At 45.3% G+C, this 21,794-nt stretch carries 17 protein-coding genes; 9 read left to right on the top strand and 8 right to left on the bottom strand.

Translation table 11 applies throughout. The features are described 5' to 3' along the window. Together LKI20_RS00220 and LKI20_RS00215 are read left to right on the top strand one after the other, a co-directional pair. Window positions 1–1,665, top strand: coding sequence for a hypothetical protein (locus LKI20_RS00220; RefSeq protein ID WP_291768195.1), 1,665 nt, complete (start codon window positions 1–3; stop codon window positions 1,663–1,665). 339 nt (window positions 1,666–2,004) lie between these two features. After that, window positions 2,005–3,123, top strand: a complete 1,119-nt coding sequence (locus LKI20_RS00215) for a glycoside hydrolase family 26 protein (RefSeq protein ID WP_291768192.1) — start codon at window positions 2,005–2,007, stop codon at window positions 3,121–3,123. Between the two features lie 78 nt (window positions 3,124–3,201). Here LKI20_RS00215 and LKI20_RS00210 read toward each other — a convergent pair whose 3' ends face one another. Further along, window positions 3,202–4,026 (bottom strand): sugar phosphate isomerase/epimerase family protein, encoded by an 825-nt coding sequence (locus tag LKI20_RS00210; protein ID WP_291768190.1) that lies wholly within the window; start codon window positions 4,024–4,026, stop codon window positions 3,202–3,204. Between the two features lie 5 nt (window positions 4,027–4,031). Continuing rightward, on the bottom strand, window positions 4,032–5,819 hold the full coding sequence (locus LKI20_RS00205; RefSeq protein WP_291768188.1) for a glycoside hydrolase family 2 protein: 1,788 nt from the start codon (window positions 5,817–5,819) through the stop codon (window positions 4,032–4,034). 133 nt (window positions 5,820–5,952) lie between these two features. Here LKI20_RS00205 and LKI20_RS00200 point away from each other — a divergent pair, with 133 nt between their 5' ends. The 6 genes from LKI20_RS00200 (at window position 5,953) to LKI20_RS00175 (ending at window position 14,454) form a co-directional block, all read left to right on the top strand. Further along, window positions 5,953–6,783 (top strand): AraC family transcriptional regulator, encoded by an 831-nt coding sequence (locus LKI20_RS00200; protein ID WP_291768186.1) that lies wholly within the window; start codon window positions 5,953–5,955, stop codon window positions 6,781–6,783. 328 nt (window positions 6,784–7,111) lie between these two features. Further along, window positions 7,112–8,506, top strand: coding sequence for an ABC transporter substrate-binding protein (locus LKI20_RS00195; RefSeq protein WP_291768184.1), 1,395 nt, complete (start codon window positions 7,112–7,114; stop codon window positions 8,504–8,506). A gap of 140 nt (window positions 8,507–8,646) precedes the next feature. After that, the gene (locus tag LKI20_RS00190) at window positions 8,647–9,693 is read left to right on the top strand and encodes a carbohydrate ABC transporter permease (RefSeq protein WP_291768181.1); all 1,047 of its coding nucleotides are present in this window, start codon (window positions 8,647–8,649) and stop codon (window positions 9,691–9,693) included. A gap of 5 nt (window positions 9,694–9,698) precedes the next feature. Further along, window positions 9,699–10,595 carry a carbohydrate ABC transporter permease gene (locus LKI20_RS00185; RefSeq protein ID WP_291768179.1) on the top strand — a complete coding sequence of 299 codons (897 nt, stop codon included), beginning with the start codon at window positions 9,699–9,701 and terminating at the stop codon, window positions 10,593–10,595. Window positions 10,596–10,656: 61 nt separating this feature from the next. Beyond that, window positions 10,657–13,329, top strand: coding sequence for a glycoside hydrolase family 2 protein (locus LKI20_RS00180; RefSeq protein ID WP_291768178.1), 2,673 nt, complete (start codon window positions 10,657–10,659; stop codon window positions 13,327–13,329). 96 nt (window positions 13,330–13,425) lie between these two features. After that, the gene (locus LKI20_RS00175) at window positions 13,426–14,454 is read left to right on the top strand and encodes a LacI family DNA-binding transcriptional regulator (protein WP_291768176.1); all 1,029 of its coding nucleotides are present in this window, start codon (window positions 13,426–13,428) and stop codon (window positions 14,452–14,454) included. A gap of 103 nt (window positions 14,455–14,557) precedes the next feature. Here the strand turns inward: LKI20_RS00175 and LKI20_RS00170 are convergent, their stop codons facing one another. Together LKI20_RS00170 and LKI20_RS00165 are read right to left on the bottom strand one after the other, a co-directional pair. Then, window positions 14,558–15,187 carry a YesL family protein gene (locus LKI20_RS00170; protein WP_291768174.1) on the bottom strand — a complete coding sequence of 210 codons (630 nt, stop codon included), beginning with the start codon at window positions 15,185–15,187 and terminating at the stop codon, window positions 14,558–14,560. A gap of 115 nt (window positions 15,188–15,302) precedes the next feature. Next, entirely contained in the window at window positions 15,303–16,124 is an 822-nt protein-coding gene (locus LKI20_RS00165; protein ID WP_291768172.1) for a hypothetical protein, read from the bottom strand. A gap of 358 nt (window positions 16,125–16,482) precedes the next feature. Between LKI20_RS00165 and LKI20_RS00160 the strand changes: the two genes are divergently transcribed. Further along, window positions 16,483–17,847, top strand: coding sequence for an AGE family epimerase/isomerase (locus LKI20_RS00160; RefSeq protein ID WP_291768170.1), 1,365 nt, complete (start codon window positions 16,483–16,485; stop codon window positions 17,845–17,847). Window positions 17,848–18,455: 608 nt separating this feature from the next. Here the strand turns inward: LKI20_RS00160 and LKI20_RS00155 are convergent. Genes LKI20_RS00155 through LKI20_RS00140 form a run of 4 tightly spaced genes read right to left on the bottom strand, consistent with a single transcriptional unit; the run spans window position 18,456 to window position 21,731 of the window. Continuing rightward, window positions 18,456–19,160, bottom strand: coding sequence for an amino acid ABC transporter permease (locus LKI20_RS00155; protein WP_291768168.1), 705 nt, complete (start codon window positions 19,158–19,160; stop codon window positions 18,456–18,458). After that, complete coding sequence (locus tag LKI20_RS00150; RefSeq protein WP_291768166.1) at window positions 19,160–19,861, bottom strand: amino acid ABC transporter permease; 702 nt, start codon at window positions 19,859–19,861, stop codon at window positions 19,160–19,162. Before LKI20_RS00150 ends, LKI20_RS00155 begins: the two co-directional genes overlap by 1 nt. Continuing rightward, window positions 19,858–20,655 (bottom strand): amino acid ABC transporter ATP-binding protein, encoded by a 798-nt coding sequence (locus tag LKI20_RS00145; protein ID WP_291768164.1) that lies wholly within the window; start codon window positions 20,653–20,655, stop codon window positions 19,858–19,860. Before LKI20_RS00145 ends, LKI20_RS00150 begins: the two co-directional genes overlap by 4 nt. Further along, window positions 20,652–21,731 (bottom strand): NAD/NADP octopine/nopaline dehydrogenase family protein, encoded by a 1,080-nt coding sequence (locus LKI20_RS00140; RefSeq protein ID WP_291768163.1) that lies wholly within the window; start codon window positions 21,729–21,731, stop codon window positions 20,652–20,654. Before LKI20_RS00140 ends, LKI20_RS00145 begins: the two co-directional genes overlap by 4 nt. Between the last annotated feature and the right edge of the window lie 63 nt (window positions 21,732–21,794).

Below are 21,794 nucleotides of genomic sequence, written 5' to 3'. Positions count from 1 at the left end.
ATGAAGGGAAATACGAAACCGAAAGTGATGCTTCACAATGGTTGTGAAGTAGAAGAGTTGGGCAGTTTTGAGCTTGTTGGTGTTCATCTAGCAGATAGTGCAGGCGGCTATTCAAGTGCCTGCCCGTGTGACTCTTCTGCGATTATTGCTGCAGATGCCACAAGCATGATGAATAACCATGACAGCCGATCCCTGTTGATTGTGACAAGCGAAGAATGCAAGAAAGCTATTGTATTGCATGATGAAACCATATATAGGAGCCGTGCACTGATGCGTGGAAACAACAATTGGAACTTTGCCCATTATCTGCCGATTCCTGAGTATGTAGATAATCGCATTTATATACATCAGATTATTCCCGAAGATCATGGATTTAGAGCTTCATGGGATGCGATGAAGCCCAATCAGAGTTATCAGGTGATGTGGCGAGACATCGAGCATGGGTCTGGTGGTGAGATACAGACACGCAAGACATACGCTCGTGTCACAGGTCTTAGCGAGGGTCATGATTACGAGATACGCATAACCTCAACAGATGGTACTTGCACTAGTCATACTCGATTATGTCGATGTGGCGATACCCCTGGGACTGTGGTGAATTATCTGCATCCGCAAGATAGGACGTGCAGGTTCTCAGGCAGATTTCTTGCAAGCCCCTCAATTGTTAGGCTCGATTCAGGAAAATTATTGGTTTCAATGGACGTGTTTGAATGGCATGGCGGACAGAATCTGACTATTCTCTTTGAGTCAACCGATAACGGCGAAACGTGGCAATATGTCACGGAGATTTTTCCCTGCTTTTGGGGAGCTCTGTTCTCTCATAATGGCAAGCTGTATATGTTAGCCATGGCTACTGAATACGGTGATTTACTTCTTGGAGTATCGCTAGATGAAGGGAAAACGTGGTCTGCTCCTATTACATTATTCAGGGCCTCAGCGCATTGCTCTGTCGGTGGTCTGCATAAAGCTCCGACGCCAGTTGTCGAAAAGAATGGTGTCATCTGTACTGCAATTGACTATGGTTCATGGGAAACAGGGGGTTTTCGTCAAGCCATCTTGTCAATTGCCGTGACCGATGACCTGATGGTGGCTAGCAACTGGAAACTCAGCGAACTGTATAGTCCTTGCGCTGCTCTGCAACAAGACGCAGGGATTGTCGGCGGAGGGCTTGAAGGCAATGTTCTCAGAAGTCCTGATGGTTCATGGTACGACATGCTTCGTTTGCAACTTGGGCAGCATCAGAAAAATCCCGCCAAGGCTTTGCTGCTGCGTGTAGATGATGATTTGCAAAAACTACATTACGGTGGAGTGGTTGAGTTTAATGGTGGGAATAATACGAAATTCTATGTCGTTTTTGATGCAGTCTCGCAGCTGTATTGGGCTGTTGGCAATGAGATTATTGGTGATGATGTAAATGCCAGAACTATTTTGTCTCTTAGCGTATCTGAGGATTTACGAGGATTCAGGAGTGTGCATAGAATCGTTGATTTAAGCAACGGGGATGCTGCATTCGTTGCTGCTCAATACCCAAGTTTTGTTATTGAGAATGACGACTTATTGGTGGTAAGCAGAACTGCCATAAATGGCGCAGATTCTTTTCATAACAGTAATTACATCACTTTTCACCGAGTCGAGAACTTCCGAAGTTATGCCAGTGAAAGTTAAAGATGCAGATCCGCGAAGACCAGCTAGAATCTGCTCGTTGAGTTAAGTTGATATCCAATCAAATTTCTCTGGTTGATTCTGCTGCAGCCAACAAATATTTACCGCGTAGAGCTGTATCGAGGAAATCATAATGTAAAGCTCAACTCGTGTGCCCCACGTTGTTGATAGAGCAGAATCAGAAAATTGCTGACCTTTCAAGAGTAGAATAAGACAGCGAATTTGAATGAAACACGTCACCATTTCAGAGCAGATTTTGGGGGCAGAAAGTCTTCAATATTTCAAATTCTCATCACCAAGAACCGAAGATGAGATTTCCACGTATCAGTAATAGGAGCGATAATGCCAGTCGACAACAACCTTGATGAACTAACTCAACAATTATTGGTGAATTTACGGAAAAGTCAGGGACAGTTTGCGATGTTTGGTCATCATGATGATCTGTCGTGTAGAAGAGATACCACTATGCCCTCAGATGTGTTACAAGCTACTGGAGTATATCCCGCGGTATTCGGTTTTGACTTTGGGGGGATTGAGAAATATGGGATGCCTGATTTTGATGAACAGTATTTTTCGAGGCAACGTGATCAAATAATTTATGCTTTTTCCAGAGGAGCGGTTATCACTATGAGCTGGCATTCGGTAAATCCTGTTACCGGAGGTGGCTATGGCAATAATTGCTCCCCTGACTCAGTTAAGGCTGTTTTGCCAGGTGGCTTTAAACTCAGCGATTTCAACAGATGGCTGGATGGAGTTGCAGATTTTGCACATAGCTTGGTCGATGCCGATGAACAAACCATCCCAGTGGTGTTCCGACCTTTGCACGAACATAATGGCGACTGGTTTTGGTGGTGTATCGGTAAACGTGATGGTCAAGTAGACACTGATGAAGCGCAGTTTATTGAGTTATGGCAATATATAGTGTCGTATCTTCGCGATAAGCGAGGAGTGCACAATTTCTTGTATGCTAACTCGCCCGATCGAAGCTGTTTTACTATTGATGATTTTGACACGGGATATTTTCGAGGATATCCAGGAGACGACTTTGTGGATATCTTTGGACTTGACGATTATATAGACATTGGCCGTTTTGATAATCATCAATCACCTGAGCTGATTTTCAAAGATTTTCAAACTGTGCTGCGTAAGTTGGTCGAATGCGCCGAAGGACGAAACAAAGTGGCAGCATTCACAGAGGTTGGTACACCGAACAAGCTTGCAGGTGTGGAATATAATCCGTGGACCGGATTTCTAGAAAGAGCTGCACGCACTGATGAGTACACGCGCAAAGTGCTATGGTACTTAGCTTGGCGCAATTCTATGACTCAGGAAGAAACTAATGTGTATGGAACTCCGCTATTGCAAGACGCCACGGGGGCAGATTTTAGAGAATTCTCGAAAGGATATATCCGTTTTCTGGATAGGATTCCGAACATGTATAGAGACAATGAGATTGATTGACATGGATATCAGGTAGCCACATACGAGAGTTAGTGGTGTCAACACCACTAACTCTCGAAATCAACAGGGTGAATGACTCTACAGTGACTTCAGGGTCTTATAAACATATTTCATGGCCTGCGCATAGGCATCTCGGTTCGGGAGGTGCTCAACAAACACTGTGGTTTCTTCTGATAACTTGGCAATTTGCCGGAAGACCAGATTAAAATCGATGTCACCTTTACCAGGTTGTATCTCAACTATTGAAGTTGGCAGATTTGCTGAGAGTTGCACATCCTTTACGTGGACGCTTACCACCTTGCTGCCCAGAAGATTAAAGCAGTGCTCAATAAATGCATTCTTGCCAATCCACCGTTCAACTCCATTGATCATATTCGTATAGTCAAGGTGTACCGCAAAAGCCGGCCGGTTGATGTCTGCGATAAGTTGAAGATATTGTTCAGGCGAATCTGGAACCATCCATGGCATGCACTCAATCGCATACGAGGTGCGCTGTGGATTCACAGCATCAATAATGTTCTGTGTGGTTTCAACAATTCGATCATAGGTTTCTGGAAGATAGTTGCTTGCACTGTATTGATCCCAGCCACCAGAACCCGAGTTCCCTGAAATGTTGACACAGCAGCGAGCGCCGATTTCTTCGGCTAATGCAAGTTGTTGCTGAGCGTATGCTAGATTCGCCTGGCGCTCGCTCTGGTCTGGAGACATCACGTTTTTCCAAACGCCAACTTCCCCGATTGAAAGGGCATGCGAGTTGGCCTGTGCAAGGTATTCACGTTTCAATGACTGTGGTGCTGTGCAATCGAAAGGGCTTACAGCAGTAGTGCAACCCATGCCAACTAGAGCATCCGCCCATTCTTGTGGGCTGTCGTGATCAAGCGTAGTTCCAATGCCGAGTCTCATGGTGATCAGGCCTCGCTCTCGCCGTGGTATGCCGCAGATTCGTTGTCGCCTTGCTCAATTGCTGCTGTAGCTGTATTGATGTTGCGAATAACGTCTACATTGACTTTTGGTCTGCGGTTATAGTCATATATTCCGTTACACTCTTGCTCCACATCATATAGTTGCGTATAGCAGAATCCAAACATCTTCGGGTTGCTCAGTAATACATTGGTAAGTCCCCGATATCGTGTGATAAATTCGTCTTCGCTATTCGCTTGTTGCCCGTATCCCCATGCAGAAGAGTCTTCGGCGTGAGATGGATCCCACTTTATGCCACCGTATTCGCTGATGAAGAAGGGCATAATACCTTCGCAATGCTGACGATCGGGATACAATTCTGGGACTGGAGCTGCCCCTGATCCCCAATCGTCATAACGTTTGGCAAGATTATCAACATCCTGTTCGTAATCGTGCAAGTCGTAAATATCAGTTTCGACATGATAGTGTCCACTTGTGTCGATGCAAGGGCGTTCAGGGTCATATGCTTTGGTGACTTGATATGCCAGTCGTAGCACATCATCATCCTGCCGTCTCCCATTAAAATCCCACGTTTCATTAAACGGACACCATCCAATGATCGCTGGATGGTTGACGTCACGTTGAATGACTTGCAACCATTCAGGAATGAAAATATTCACGCTCGATTCCTTGCTGATGTCAAAGCCCCAACTTGCCATTTCTCCCCATGCTAAGTAGCCGTGTACATCACAGTAATAGAGATATAAGGGTTCAAAAACGCGCTCATGTAACCGAGCACCATTGAAGCCTGCCTGCTGCGAGAGAACGATATCTTGTTCTAACTCTTCGGCGCTTGGAGCAGTGTATATTCCCTGTGGATAGAAGCCCTGGTCGAGAACCAGCCGTTGAAACACTGACTTTCCGTTGATAAGGAATTTGTATCCGTCTAGCCGTATCTCGCGCAAGCCAACGTAGCTGCTGACTTGATCATCGCCGTATGTGAGTGTGATGTCGTATAGATTGCCAACACCTGGTTCCCACAGATGTGTTTGGGATAGGGGGAGAGTAATCGTGCAGCTTCCGCCTTCACTCACTACCGTGGCAGAACCGCACGGTGTGCCTTGGAAAGAGGCTTCAATACTCAGAGTCGCAGCACCATGTAATCTGGCTTCGATGGTGATAGTCGAATTGTGAATATTCGTATGGTATCTCGCCTGCTCAATATGGGTTTCGGGAACAAACTCCAACCAGACGGTCTGCCAGATACCTGTGGTCCTCGTATATAGGCATGAGTATGAGCTGTACCGGTCGCACTGCTTTCCAGTTGGTTGTTGTTGACCGCGGGTATCGTCTTGTGCACAGACAATAATGACGTTGTCTCCGGCTTGGACGCTGTCAGTGATGTCAAGTGAAAATGACGCATATCCTCCCTTATGACTGCCCAATTCTTTGCCATTGATGTAGATATGTGCAAGATAATCAACTGCTCCAAAATGCAGTAAGACGCGCCCTGAGAGTTGGGAATCAGAAAGCGATATAGTGCGTCGATACCAGCAGCAGGGTATAAAATCTGTGAATTCAATCCCGCTCAGTGCGCTTTCTGGACAGAAGGGAACGGTTATGGTGTTTGAAAAATCGTGGTATTCGAACCAGTGCTGATCAATGCCGCTTGCTGACATGTCGAAGTCGAAATCCCAAGAGCCATTGAGATTCATCCATGTGGAGCGCTTCCACTGAGGGTTTGGGTGTTCGGGACGTGGAATATCGGTTGAGGAGTAAGCAAAGTCTGTATTCATATGTTTATGGCACCTTCCTTGTGTCAAACATCAAAGAGGAAATTTTTCCTGCGTGAATCCGTTATAGTATAAAAACAACGCAAAAAAGAATATTAAATTCGATTATCTAATCAAAAATGTGAGGATTCAACGCATGGAACATGTGGTAAACATCGTGCCTGGAGTTTTTCCTCGCCCTGAACGCTTCCGTATCCAAATGGCTGGTATCACCTATCCTGATCGGTCGTATCACATTGTGCGTGAAAACTCTGATATTTATTGCATGGAGTTTGTAATCGAGGGGAAGGGCGATGTTACCTGTGGCGAAAAGCACGTTGTTCCAGTTGGTGGAGATACCTATATATTGCCGCCGCATGCCGCACACGATTATCGTTCATCAATAACCGATCCGTATAAAAAAATTTGGGTGAATATGAGTGGTTTGCTTTGTGATGCTCTGTATCGTGAGTATCACTTAGGTGAATCAATTCTCTTTAAGCAGGTACCTCTATATCCTCTCTTTGAGCGTCTTCTTGAGTTGTGCGAACACAGCAGCGATCCACAAGCTCAAGATATTGAGCGCAAAGCCTCACTGATTATCCATGATATTTTTGCGCAACTTGCTCAACGGCATCTTGACGAGCACTTATCGTCATCACAAAATCGCTATGCAGGGATAATTAAAGACATGCTGGACCGTAAAGTTGAAGACAACATCAACCTTGGAGTGGTTTCAAAAGAAATCGGTTTATCAATTTCTCAAATTTCGAGAATATTTACTCGCGCCTATGGAGAATCTCCATACCACTATTACGTCTCACAAAGAATCCAACTTGCTACAGAGTTGCTAAATAATACAGGAATGAGAATCCAAGAAATTGCTTCTAGATTGCGGTATGCTGATGCGCATTATTTCTCTACGCAGTTTAGTTCAGTAATAGGCTTGTCTCCCAGACAATATCGTGATCAGAACGCAACCGATTAAGTAAAATAGCTAGGGACAATTAGAGCAATTTTGAAGAATAGAAAATCTGACAATATCGCGTAAATGGCAGTATTAATGGATAATTTCATTGATAATCATCAGATAATTACATTACCTGACAGAGTTTAGTTTCTGAAATTTACTTAACCGGTTGACATATGGATTTTGTGATTGTAATCTATATATGAGTTTGCTAGCAAGGGCTAACTAAGCAGCAGGCTAAGGGGTTGTGCAACATCATTCAATATCGAATGGAAAACGGTTGCACGTGCTTCGACATACATTGTTTTTTCAATGAGGCAATACAAGGTATGAGGGGATTAAGACAATGAAAGCGCTGAAAAAAGTTGCCGCTATGGCTGTCGCGGGTGTCTGCGTAGTCAGTATGGCAGCATGCGGCGGAACAGGCTCATCCAGTGAGGCTACTTCGTTAACATATCCAGGCATTGAATTAGGAAAGACTGGAAAGGATCTTACTGCATCAATAAAGCTGTTTTCAAACAGAACAGATATGACTCAGGCATCATATTCAGGAAAATCTTGGAAAGAATATATTGCTGATTTCAACAAGTTATATCCCGATATCAAGGTATCGATAGAGACGAGTACCAATTATGACAGCGATGCCTTGACTCGGATTCAGAGTAAAGACTGGGGAGACATTATGCTCATCCCTGCAGTCGATAGCACAGAGTTGGGCAATTACTTTATACCTTACGGATCCTATAAAGAGATGAATAAAGTAATTAATTTTGCAGCGGTTCAGCAGTACGATAACCAGGTCTATGGCGTTTCAGGCGGTGGCGATGCTGGTGGGGTTGTCTATAACAAGGCAATTTTCAAAGAAGCGGGTATCACTGAGTTACCGATCACTCCCTCAGAATTCATTGCTGATTTGAAACTGATCAAGAAAAACACCAGTGCCACACCCTTGTACACGAATTATGCCGCAGGTTGGACAATGGGAGCTTGGGACGCATACATTGGTGGCAATGCCACTGGTAATGCTGATTACATGACGTCTATCCTCCCTCATACTAAAGATCCCTTCTCAAATCCGAAAGATGGAACACATCCATACAACGTGTACAAGATTTTATATGACGCGGTTGCAGATCATTTGACGGAAGACGATTACTCCACAACGGATTGGGAAGGGAGTAAAACTCAAATGAATCAAGGAAAGATTGCGACGATGGTGTTGGGGTCTTGGGCGGTTCAACAGATTCAGGCTGCAGGAGATAAATCTGACGATATTGGTTATATGCCATTCCCAATTAGTGTTAAAGGTAAGCAATATGCGGCTCCTGGCGGTGGATATGCATATGGGATTAATAAGAATTCATCGTCAAGCAATCAAGAAGCTGCCATGATCTTTGTAAAATGGCTTACCGAAAAATCAAAGTTTGCATATAACGAAGGTGGACTTCCAGTTGCTAAGGCAGACACAACGCTTCCGGCACTATTTGATAAATTCAAAAATGTTACTTTCTTGGAAGGCAAGCCCGTTAGCAAAGATGAATCGGATTTATTCAACGACTTGAACACAGATTCCGAACTTGCAATCAATTCCGGAGGAAACGCACGTGTTCAAGCAATCGTCGAAGACGCTGCAACCAAGAGCAAAACATTCGACAGCATTATGAATGAGTGGAACGACAAGTGGAATGCTGCATTACAAACAGAAAATGTGGATATTAAGTACACGACGGTCGCGAAATGATGAATGACTGATAAATCGGTTTTGCAGGTGTCCGCTTATTAGGCCTTGTCTGATGTGAGCTCGGCACCTGCAATGTTAATTGAGCCATTGTGGAAAATTTGTTAACAGCAGCATGTCAAATGACTCGGAAGGGTGAAGAAATGACGGCAGCAACAGAAGGTGTTGTGAATCTTCCAGAAACAATACCTGTTAATAAGCAGCCAAGAAATTGGCGTAAGGCTGGGATTATTGTTGCTTTTTGCGCAATTCCGGTAACAGTACTTGTTGTTTTTACATACCTGCCATTTGGAAGCATGGTTGGATACAGTTTTTTCAAAATGAAATATATTGGTCCGCGTGAATGGGTTGGTCTGCAGAATTATATAGATGTGTTCTCCAGACCGGATACGCTGTCCTCACTCAAGCTGAGCTTATATTATATGGTTGGTGCCATTATCCAAGTTATTTTGGCGCTCTACCTCTCAACGATTCTTGCCTTCAAGGTACGAGGTGGAAATATTTTCAAAGCAATATATTTCTTCCCCTATCTTATTAATGGCATAGCAGTTGGATTTATATTCAAATTCTTCTATACCAGAGGATTTGTGCTCGACACGGTGCTGCAATGGTGTGGTTTCCAACTCGACCAATTGCCTTATTGGCTTAGAGACCAGAGTATTAACAATTGGTCATTAGTAGGTGCTTCTATCTGGCGTTTTCTAGGTCAAGCTGTCATTTTGTTCATCGGATCAATTATGTCGATAGACCAAACGCTGTATGAGGCAGCAGAGATTGATGGTGCAAATAAATTCCAGCAGTTCCTCCATATTATTCTTCCTGGAATCAAAACCATTCTGGTATTGAACATTATTTTGTCTATAACTGGTTCTCTTTCGGCTTTTGAAGGCCCTTACGTTATTACCAGTGGTGCGAATGGTACGGCTACATTATTTGTTCTGATGGACCGGTTGGCACACGTAAATCAAAAGGTTGGGCTAGCTTCTGCAATGGCAATCGTTCTGCTCATTATCATTCTGGTGTTTGCAATTCTTCAACAGATATTGTTTAAATTCATTTTCCGTGATGCGGATGATGGAGTCGCAAAAGCAAAGAAACAAGCCAAGAGAATTGAAAGACAACATCATCGTTTGGCTCAGAAGAATGCACCGATTTTTCGCAACGGTTCACGAATTGGAAAAGAAAGGTGAGAGAAATGACGTCGAATGTATCTTCTTCTACCAATACTGTGATCGTGAATAAGCCCAAGATCTCTTGGTACAGTGTGAAAAACAGGTTATTTGTGTTTTTCAAATATCTGAGTCTTATCTTTATATCATTTTGGATGCTCCTACCTTTAGTGATTAACTTTGTCACTGCGGCAAAAACTCAAAAGGAATATCAGAACACCAATGTTATGGATATGCCAGCAAATTGGTTCAATATAGAGAATTATATTGAAGCTTTTAAAGCGTCCAACATGGCTGTGGCATTTCGTAATTCATTCATCATCTTGATAACAGTTCTTTTTGTGACAACCATTATCGGTACACAATTAGCCTATGTGTTGAGCAGATTCACTTTTCCAGGTAATGGATTAATTCGTGGATTATTTACGATGGCTGCTTTGCTTCCAGGCATAGCTATGCAGGTAGCTTTATACAAGTTGATGGTTGATCTCAACGCAGTAAATACACTGTGGGGCTATATATTGATGATGTGTGGCACGGATGTCATTTCAATATATGTGTTCATCCAATATTTTGAGAATATTCCAATATCTTTGGACGAGTCGGCAATTGTAGATGGGGCTTCATACTTCACTGTGTATTCGAAGATATTGTTGCCGTTATTGAAGCCTGCAATTGTGACATGCATGATTCTCAAAGGCGTCGGAGTTTATAACGAGTACTATGCTTCCAATCTCTATCTGCAAGACGATGATTTGAAGACGGTTGCCATAGCGTTATATTCCTTCACAGGGCCTATGGGCAGCAAATATAATCTCATTTGCGCAGGTGTGATTATTACTCTGCTGCCGATGCTGATCCTATTCCTTATTTTCCAAAAGCAGATTTACAACGGTATCGCTGCCGGTTCTGTGAAGGAATAAGCATTTTCAGCAATCCAAGATTGAGTCGTATACGATTCCGCCATCATACAAAGGAGTCTTGATGACAGCTTTACCGCAAACATTTATACCATTCGATGAGGGATGGACGGTCAGAGCACTTAATGTAGATGCAGTACCAGAAGCCTTACGTGAGGATCTGAGGCGTGGAATTCCAGCCGAAGTTCCTGGTGAAGTCACACTCGATTTGCTTCGCGCAAATATGATCAATGACCCATTTGACGGGGACAATGAGATACTCCAACAGTGGATTGGGAATATTGATTGGCAATATCAATGTGATTTTGTGTGGCGTGATGACGGCAAGGACAGGCACGATCTTCTTGCTTTTGGACTAGATACTGTGACTCAAATCTTGTTGAATGGCAGGCCGATAGCAGCGACCAACAATTACCATCGCTCGTACCGATGGGATATTGATGACGTATTGCAAGAAGGCAACAATACCCTGACAGTTACTATTGCGTCATCTGTGCGTGAATCGGATGTCCGTGAGCAACGCCTTGGATATTACCCTCACACTGAGCATCATCCATTTAACCAATTGCGAAAACCGTCATATCAATTTGGATGGGATTGGGGAATAGATATTGCCAATGCAGGGATCTACCGTCCAATAGGCATAGATTCATGGTCTGGTTCCAGAATTGCAGAAGTGAGACCGTTGACTCGTGTGGACTCACATGGTGCAGGCATAATTGATGCAACCGTCGTTGTGGAAAGAGCTGATACTACTAGGGTTTCATCACCCTGTGAGAAACATCGCAGAGGAAATATTCCTGTTGTTGTAACCCTAGAAGGGCAGGGTGTCAGCATGAGTGTGCAAGGGGAGGTTGAATCTGGTAGGAATAATGTCACGATATCTGTTGTCGTTCCGGATGTGAAGTTGTGGTGGCCTGTGGGATATGGTGAGCAGCCCCTGTACCAGATGAGAGTTGATATTGAAAATAATGACGAAGATATCTGGCAACGCTTCGTCGGATTCAGAAATGTCAAGGTTGATACCGCCGCGGATGCCGTTGGAAGACCTTTCCAAATTTATGTGAATGATATTCCTGTGCATGCACGCGGTTATAACTGGGTTCCAGTCGATGCATTCATGTCTCGAGCAAGCGAAGATCAATATGACCATCTGTTTGATGATCTAATTGAATCTCACTCGAATATGATTCGTGCGTGGGGTGGAAGCATTTATGAATCAGATTATTTTTATGAATTGGCAGATCGACTAGGAATCATGGTTTGGCAAGATTTTGCTCTGGCATGTGCTGCATATCCTGAAGATGCGCAGACTCAGGCAGAAATCGAGGCTGAAGCGCGTGAACATATCATCCGACTTAGTTCACATCCGAGTCTACTGGTTTGGAATGGTTCCAACGAGAACTTTGTCGCATATGCTGACTGGGCTGGATTCAAACAATCTTTACGCGATGATGATATCCAACCAAATACACTCGGTTACGGTGAAAAGGGTTGGGGAAACTACTACTACTCAACTCTGTTCCCTAAGCTGCTGAATGAGTTAGATCCGACTCGCATCTATTTGCCGAGTTCTCCGATGAGTTTCACTCCACATGTTGATGCCAACAGAGATACTGATGGAACTATGCATATCTGGGATGTGTGGAATCGAACAGATTACCGAAACTATGCAACATATACCCCTCGTTTTGCAGACGAGTTTGGATATCAAGCGCCTCCTGCTTGGAGCACTCTGAGCAGAGTTGTTCATGATCCACAACTCGAGCCTTTTGGTGCACAAATGCTTGTCCACCAAAAAGCAGCAGGTGGCAATTACAAGCTTGCAAGAGGCATGCGTTCACATCTCACTAAAGGTCATATTGATGATGTGAGTTATCGCTCAGATGGTTCTAGAAATTGGCTCATCAACAGCGATAACTGGAGTGATATAGAGGATTGGCATTGGGCATGCCAATTGCAACAAGCACAGGCTATTCGTTTTGGCGTGGAACATATGCGCTCGCTTGAGCCCGTGAATGCTGGCATTTTGATTTGGCAATTAAATGATGATTGGCCGGTCGTGTCATGGTCTGCTGTTGATTATGACGGACATAGGAAACCGTTATGGTACGCGTCAAGAGATTTTTTTGCTCCACAATTTGCGACCATACAACCCAGAGTTTCGCAACAAGCTATGAGTAATCTCTCGTGGGAGGGGAGCAATCCAGAATGTGATGTATTGGCTTTGATTGTATGCAACGATACCCGCGAAGATTGGAGTGGAAGCTGGAGAATTGAACGACGCACGCTCGAAGGCAAGGTGCTCGCCTCTCAGCAATGCGATCTTTCACTGGCGGCTCTTGACCATCACAGTATTGTGCTCAACGAAAATGTTGCAAATTGGGGGGATGTCGAGCATGAGATTATTGTTGCTACACCCTCTGATGACAATTTTGCTCGAGTCATATATAACGCTTGTGAAGTAGTGGATCAAGATCTCGATGTGAATGCCTTGCAAGCCAGTGTTCAGTCAGCCGATTCAGGATATGTACTAACACTGCATGCCCGCTCATATGTCAGAGATGCATTTTGTATGGTTGATAAGGTTGACCCAGCTGCTACGGTTGACGGCGGTATGTTGACTTTATTACCAGGTGAAAGTGTTAGCTGGCATATTACCTCACGACAAGAGTGCGATGTCCATGCGTTCACAGCGCAGAACGTGCTACGATGTGCCAATGATTTAAAGCGATAGCTTATAGATGTAGAGCGCAAGCATACAGACGATCTGCTATGTAGTAGCAGATCGTCTGTATGCTATATAAAGCTATCCAGGGATGAGGGTGCGGTCATGAATTCTGAAAGAACTAGAGTCACCATTTCAGATGTTGCAAAGGCCTCTGGTGTCTCTAATAGTGCGGTTTCCTATGCTCTGAACGGCAAAGCTGGCGTTTCGGCAGATACCCGCAAGAAAGTGCTCGCTGTTGCCCAGCAGATGGGTTGGCGCCCTAATAGTGCTGCAAAAGCTTTGTCGGATGCTGCAACACATAGCGTGGGGTTGATTCTGACCTATGCTATGAGTGTTCTTTCCGTAGAATCTTATACGACTGAATTAATGGCCGGTCTTACTGCGGAGTTAGAAAGAAAAGGATATTCACTACTCATTCGCTCATCGTCGAGTCATGAGTATGAACTAACCGTGTTACAAGAGTGGATCGCATCTGGAGCAGTCGATGCAGTGTTGGTTCTTAATGTTGAGCTCAATGATCCACGAATCGAATTATTAACTAGTCAGCAGCGAATTCCTGCTTTGGCATTGTGCAACCCAATGCTGTCACAGGGCTTGTCAACGCTATCTAGCAACGAGTCTGACGCTGCTCATCTGATTGTTGACTATCTACATGAACTAGGTCATACACGCATCGCTCGTGTTGCAGGACCTGAACGGCTTGGACATACTTTCATACGAGATAATGCTTTTATGGAGGAAACTGCTGCTCTTGACCTTCAATATAGTTGCTTCCATGCAGATTACTCGCCAGAGGATGGTCTCCGATGCACTAAGCGGTTACTGTCTTTACCGCAGCCTCCGACTGCAATCGTGTATGACAATGATGTTATGGCGTTATCAGCGTTAAAAGCTTCAAGTGCTATGGGGATTGCAGTGCCAGAAGAGTTGTCGATTGTTTCTTGGGATGATTCCTTCATGTGTGAAGTCAGTGTTCCTAGCATCACTGCCTTAAATCGGAACGTGGTGGGAACAGGCAGAATTGCAGCTCATTTGCTTCTTCAACTTATTGAAGGGAAAGAAGTCGGCTCGGTTTCAGAGACTGATAACGAGTTGGTATTCCGCGACTCAAGTGGGCCATCGCGAGTTTAATGTTCAATCAAATGGCATGTTTCACATTGCCGACCACGAAAATCTAGACGTGGTACGGGGTATTACGTCACTACGGAGGTTGAGATTAAGCAGGTGAACAAGATTACTGTTTCTCAGCAATAACAGAGCCGTGCACCATGAGTAGGATAATCAACCAAGCACTGATTGCGCTAAATAACAGTCCCCAGAAGAATGCGACGAAAGCAGCACCTCCTGGTATTGCGACGGCTATGACAACCGGAACGGCAACAATGAAGAACATGTTTGCAGCGATAAAAGGATGTCGCAAAGCAACCGATAGAGACTGTTTTAACTGTCCAATGACCGACAGTTGACTTCTTCCGGATAGCGGGAAAATAAAACCGCAAGCAGCAATAATGAGCACTGAGATGGTGACTACGCAACCGTAACTGACTGTGGCAAGAGGGGTGCTTGCTGTATTTGAACTGAGATAGTGTAAATCGAAGAAAGCTAAACAGAGAAATGCAATATACAGAAGTGAAAATACGAGATTTCTGCCGAAATTATATTTCAGCTGAATAATAAATCGATGAATGATATGTGTGTCGTGTCCTTCTTGGATTTGACGTATGGTCTCGAATAAGGCGGATGTTGCGACACCAAAGGTTACAACTGGCAGGCAGCAGATAACCCAAAGAATATTCAAGATAGCGAGATCGCCGATCCGCGACATAAAGTCATTAAAACGATTATTTGATGATAATGCCTGCATGGCCCATCTCTCTTTGTGACTATACCTAGTATGCATTTGTCTGGAATATAAACGGTGTTTACGTTATATCAAGTCTGCTCAACGTAATTGCGCGGTTGATTATGATTGTTTCAAATCAGGCTGAATCAAGAAACTCTATGAATTCACGAGCCTCTTCTGGATTGCGAGTATTTTGTGTAATACCTAGGACGGCTTGGTTGTTCTCAGTTGCAAGTTTTCTCCATTGAGCAAACTGGGTGATATTCAACCCATATTTATGCTTCGCACCTTTGCCAGATCCGTCGTAGAAGGCGTCTGCGTGCTCAGAATCGTCATAACCATGAAAAGTCATGAAATTATCTGAGAGATGTGTTGATGTGCTTTTCATTTGCGACAAGCTCGGGAGTGACACAAAATAACCGTATCCACTGAGTTGAGAGAACCTTGCATTATCGGCGATAACAATATCGATTTCTTGGCTGCTGATCATTGTTTGCAGTTTGCTCAGGCCATCGTTAGTTAAGTCAAAATGCGAGGAGACAGTGATCCCACCTGTTCTTCCTTGTGGCAATTTTAGTGCCTTGGCGCTTATTTGTTGGAGCTGCTTACTTTGAGAAGTGTCAAGAGCATTATTGATGATTGCAACATACAACTTTGGCGCAGGGGCTGGCGTGAGGATATGTATCAACAAAAAGCTAGCTGTGAATACTGCAGCCAGGGCAACGAGACATCGCTTAAGCAGTTGATCCTTGAAATAATTCCAGCGTTGGTGCTGCGGTAGGGAACACAAAATGCTGAGTCGAGAGCCGCGCGTGAGTTTTTGTGGCATCAGAGCACTGGTCGCATTCGTTGTTGCGTTATGTGCTTCGTTGATCTTTTTGGGAGACTGAGCACTGTGTGCTGCGCTGTATGCTTCATTGCTCGACAGTGGTGTCTGACGATTGTTATGCCCTCTCATAATTTTAGTATAGTCGATTGTTGTTGTAATATGTTAACCGATTAAGTACAATGTTTTGAAGGATTTATGCTTTTATTGCTGATCCGCGAAAGGAGGTTATTATCAGCATGATCGGATTGAGTGAGCTCCGCCACCTCCTGCATCTTCTCGCGCACAATACACATTTTTGCGCACGTAATATCACGGCAGTGGATCTTGACAATGATGCCAAGCGGAACAGAATTGCGATCCTGTCGTTGTCACATGTATCGATTTCTCGAAAAGCGCTCGGCTCGATTGAACTCACACGAATTCTTTAGCAATTGCGATTTGAGGAAAGCGATATTTACAAGCTGTTGGAATATGGGAAGGAACAACAATGTCGTTGAACAAACAACTTGATACTGATGCATATATTTTGGGGAGCGGGCAGAATCGCGAATTCCTTGCAAAGGTCCGCGAGGATCTTCTTGAATTCGGACATCATTTTCCGGCGCCTAATGGAGGATCGTATTGGCTGAACAATGTTGGTCAGCCTGATCCTAGCGAAGGAATCCAAACTTGGATAACTTGTCGTATGGCGCATGTCTACACACTTGGGGCAATCGCAGGTCACAAGGGTTCCACTGAGCTTGTTGATGCAGCGTTACAGGGGTTAACAGGCATTCTTCATGATGATGTGAATGGCGGCTGGTATCAGTCCATCGATGAGGATGGGATGCCCTCGTCAGGCAAGATTTGCTACACACATGCTTTTGTGATGCTTGCTGGCGCTTCGGCCACCCTTATCGGGCGTCCGGGAGCGAAGGAGCTACTTGACGAGGCTACATCAATATTCCTCAAGTACTTTTGGGATGAGCAGACAGGCCTTGCTGTCGACACATGGAATACGGAGTTTACTGAGCTGGATCCATATCGTGGTGTGAATGCCAATATGCATACCACTGAAGCATTCCTAGCCTTAGCAGATGTGTTGGGTGAAGAAACTTGGAGAGAGCGTGCTGGACGCATTGTTCAGCACGTTGTTAGCTGGGCCGAAAACAACCAGTGGCGTATTCCCGAGCATTTCACGTCAGATTGGGTTCCGGAGTTGGAATTCAATGATGACAAGAAAGATGACCAATTCAAACCTTATGGGGCGACCCCAGGCCACGGTATTGAGTGGGCACGTCTTATTACGCAATATGCTTTGAGTGCTGCTGGTATCGACTCATCAGAAAAGAATCGTTTGATTCACACCGCAGAGTTACTATTCCAGCGTGCTGTCGAAGATGGGTGGGCAACAACTCCAGGACATCACGATGGTTTGGCATATACAACCGATTGGTCAGGGAAACCCGTGGTGACTGACCGCATGCATTGGACTTTGGCCGAGGCCGTGAATACGTCGGCAACGTTGTTCACTGTTACTCAGAAAAAGGAATATGAGCAGTGGTATGCCCGTTTCTGGTCATATATTGATGAATACCTCATCGATCATGAGCATGGTTCCTGGTTCCATCAACTTAATTCAGATAATCAAGTGATTGGCACAGTCTGGCCTGGCAAGTCAGATCTTTACCACGCGCTTCAATGTACGCTTATCCCTTTGTTGAGTCCATCCATTTCTGTTGCACCAGCGTTGAAAATACGGGAAGATGGTATTGCCGCAGAACGAGGCGGATCCCCTGCTGCCAGACAGCTTCGTTACGATGCAGGTCAATTCCCTGCAGCAGTTGCTTGGTCTATTCTCACAACCTTGTAGTTGATATCTACCAACGAGTAGCAGCCGTATGTATAGGTGGTGGTAATCAGGCCATTGTTGAGTCAATGGCCTATCTGCTTGCGATGAGCTAGGCCATCTAAGTTTCACTTTTGTGGTGTTGAGATGTTTATTTTCAGCCCATGCTCGGTGTTGAATATTGAAAGTTATGCATATCGGATTGCAGAAGAGAATCTGATGAGAATAGAATGCCACGCAGCTTTATCAATACAGGATTTATATAACGATGCGGCATATATGAGACAGCTTAGGACTTTTCTGTATGCCAAAGAAAACTGTGTGTAAGGCTGAACGATATCACCATGGGCAGCATAAACACATTGGCGGTTGAGAACGAGACATTAACCCCAGCATTACTGTTCTTCGGCTGCGGTTGGTGCGACAATCACCCTCGATGATCTCTCTGAGGCAACATTGGGGGAGTGTTGAACGTAGAGCTCGATACTTCCCCCTCTCTCGATGGTGGGGCTGGGAGGGCAACGTGGTGAACAAGAATATATATAGAGAGATAGCCGCTTTACGATTTGGCGGAGCATCGGAGCTTGACGAGTAGATAATCCCCGCTGTTTCGTCGACAACTGCAGGGGACCTCACACTTCTGTGTGTACCATCCGTTTCACAATAGTTTCAATTATCGCGAAAACTGCAAACAGAATGATGGCGATGAACAAATACACCACAAGTGCATCGGCATAAATCTCAATGAACTTGAAACTCTGCGATGCGATAATCGTGGCCTTCGCCATAATATCCATTACGGAGATGGTGTAGAGCAGTGAGGTATTTTTCAGCATGTCGATTACTGAATTGGACAGGTTGGGAATGGCGTTGAGCGCTGCTTGCGGTATCACGATACGTCTTAACGCCGCAAACGGATTGAGGTTGAAGGATCTGATAGCATCCCGTTGTCCTTCACGCACCGTGAAGTAGGCAGCCTTAAAAATTTCGCTGAAGTAGGCGCTTGCATACAGAGTGAATGTCACCAGCGCCACCGTGTTGGGGAGTACGGTCACCCTTGCGGCAACTTCAGGGTTTTGCTGGATGAGCGCAGAGATTCTTGGCAATCCGTAGCATACGACGTAAAGCTGCACCAGAATTGGTGTTGATCGGATCAAAGAAATCAGCAGACTGGCGATGGTATTGAGCACTGGTATAGCGTTGATTCGAATGGCTGCGAGCAGAGCTCCACCGAACACACCCAGCACAGCGGAAAGCAATGTGACCCACAGGACTACAGGGAGTGCAGAGAATATCTCTGGGAAATGTTCAATAGCGTAATTGGTATCGAAAGTCATCACGCCACCTTCTTCTGTGATGACGCGTATATCAGAGCAGCGATTTTGTCGATTATTGCGGCAAGTACCCAGTAAATGAGCATAAGCGCAAGAAAAATCTCTAGTTGCCACAAACCATAATCGTTGGAGGACAGCGTGACTGCCTGCTCATAGATATCTGCGATTCCTATGGTGAAGAGAATTGATGACTGTTTGATAGCGGTGATGAGTAGGTTCCCAAGATTTGGCAGGCTGTTGATTAGCGCTTGTGGGATGAGGATGCGACGGTAAAATGTCACAATTGGAAGATTCAGCGATTTTGCGGCATCGTACTGGGAAGAGTCAACTGAATCGAGAGCGGCGCGCATAACCTCCTCAAAGAATGAAGAAAGACTCATTGAGAATGCTATGAGAGCGAAGACCAGAGGATCACTTGCATCCAGTTCGATTCCCACGGCCTGCAACATCATGGGGATGCCGTAATAAGCCATAAACAACAGCAACAATAGTGGAGTACCTCGCAGAAGCCACACGTAAGCGTCCACAAGTATTTTGATGACACGAGAGTTTGTTCGTCGCAGTACGGTGAGTACAGTGCCAAGGACTCCGCCAATGACGAATGATACCGCCACGATTGCAAGAGTGTAGGGGAGTCTGTCAAGGAGCATCGGGAATGCCTTCAAAAACACAGAAAGATTGAAGTAGGTGTCCACAGATGTCACTCTCCTGTAGCTGAGGATGGGGCAGAGGGCTCAGCGGTGATGGGAGTAGGTGTTCCGACGCCGGCATTGTATCTGCTCAGAAAGTCGCGAGTACGTTCGTGCTGGGGATGTCCGAAAATCTGTTCGGGGCTACCTTGTTCGACAATGGAGCCATTCTCCATAAAGACAATCGTGTCGGAAATTCTGCGCGCAAGTGCCATCTCGTGTGTTACTACAAGCATGGTCTGTCCGTGTGCAGCTAGGTCTTCGATAGTCTTTTCCACTTCACCCACAAGTTCGGGGTCGAGCGACGATGTCGGTTCGTCCATCAACAGTAATGCCGGATTCACTGCTACTGCGCGCGCGATACCGATACGCTGCTGCTGTCCTCCTGAAAGTTCCTTTGGATAAGAGTCCGCTTTCTCGGCCAGACCGACCCGTTCAAGCAGTTCCAGACCGATTCTGCGTGCTTCTGTTTTGGACGTGTGCTTTGAATAAATCAACGCTTCTGTAATGTTGTTGAGCGCTGTGAGGTTCGCGAACAGATTGTAAGACTGAAACACCATTGCAGTCTGCGCTCGCAAGCTGCTGATTGCTTTGCGGTTGGTATGAGAGAGATCCACCACAACTTTATCGATTTGCACGCTCCCACTGTCTGCGCGCTCAAGTGCGTTTATGCAGCGTAACAGAGTGGTTTTACCCGAGCCTGATGGGCCTATGAGGGAAATGATTTCACCCTCATGCTGCTCGAGTGAGACAGATTTGAGAATTGCACGGCCATCGTAGCTCTTGGAGAGGTCTGTGATCCTAATCATGATTGCAGCTTTCTGCGCAGTCGCGTAATCACGGAGGTATCAAACTCCGGGCCAGTGAAAGTTTGGTTAAAGTACATTGAATACATCGACAGCATTGTGGAACAGGCTGGAGTGGGAACATGCAGGCTCGTGCCCAATGACGCCAGAGGTGCAATCCCGAAGGGAATATCTTCCTGAATAAAGCGGTGGTCGGTGTTGCTGGGCCCCTGCAAGGATGAATAGACAGGATTGGATTGGAACAACTCTTTCAGGGTGTGGTAGTTGCTACCCCACTGCTCATTGAGCTGTTCAAGAATTGGTTCGTATCCACAGCCAATCGCTTCAGCAAGTGCCGCGCGTTCACGGTCAATGTGTGCCACAAGGTGCTCTGTACGTTCGCTGAATCCATCCGTGAGCATCGAGAACTGCTCGCCTGTCTCAATTTTCGTCATGTTGAGCAAGCACAGTGGTGCGTGGATGATGGGATTTGGTGCCATCAGTGACGTTTCAAAAAGAGAATCCGCAACCTTGACATCCTCGTATAGGTCATGAAGAACGTTTTGCGCAATGGAATTCTTTGTGGTGAAGGAAGCCGTAAGAGTTGTTTTGATAGCTGAAAGGTGAAGATGAGGGGTACCGTCAAAATTCATGTTGGCAACGTAAGGCATTCCCGATGTTTCGGCAATGCATCCAATCGAAGGGTTTTCACCAAGTTGTGCGTACGCCTTGTATGCGCCCCAATTGCCATTGAAAACAATGATATCTATAGGCCCTTGTAAGGATCCTGATTCATTATTGTCATCGTGCGGTGTGGATTGTGACGCGAGTGCTTCACGTATTGCCGTGAAAACCTCGCTGTGGGCATTTGCCCAGGTGCAGATTATTACTATGTTGACACGACGAAGCATTTGGGCGATATCTGTTACTGCATCAAACGAGTACTTGCCATTGGCAGCGCCTGAGACTTCGATACCTTCTCGCAAAGCAGATTGTTTGGCATCACTGCGTGTGAAAAGAACCGCCTCGTAACCGGCGTCTGTCAAGTGTGTTGCACATGCCACACCTGTATTGCCCGCGCCGATGATACCGATTTTCATAGGTCCCCTTACATTGCTGGCGGGTCAGAAATATCTGACCCGCCTAATCGCGATATTGCTTAG

The organism is Bifidobacterium sp., assembly GCF_022647885.1.
Taxonomy (GTDB): Bacteria; Actinomycetota; Actinomycetes; order Actinomycetales; family Bifidobacteriaceae; genus Bombiscardovia.
This window is presented reverse-complemented; position numbering and strand designations above follow the sequence as displayed.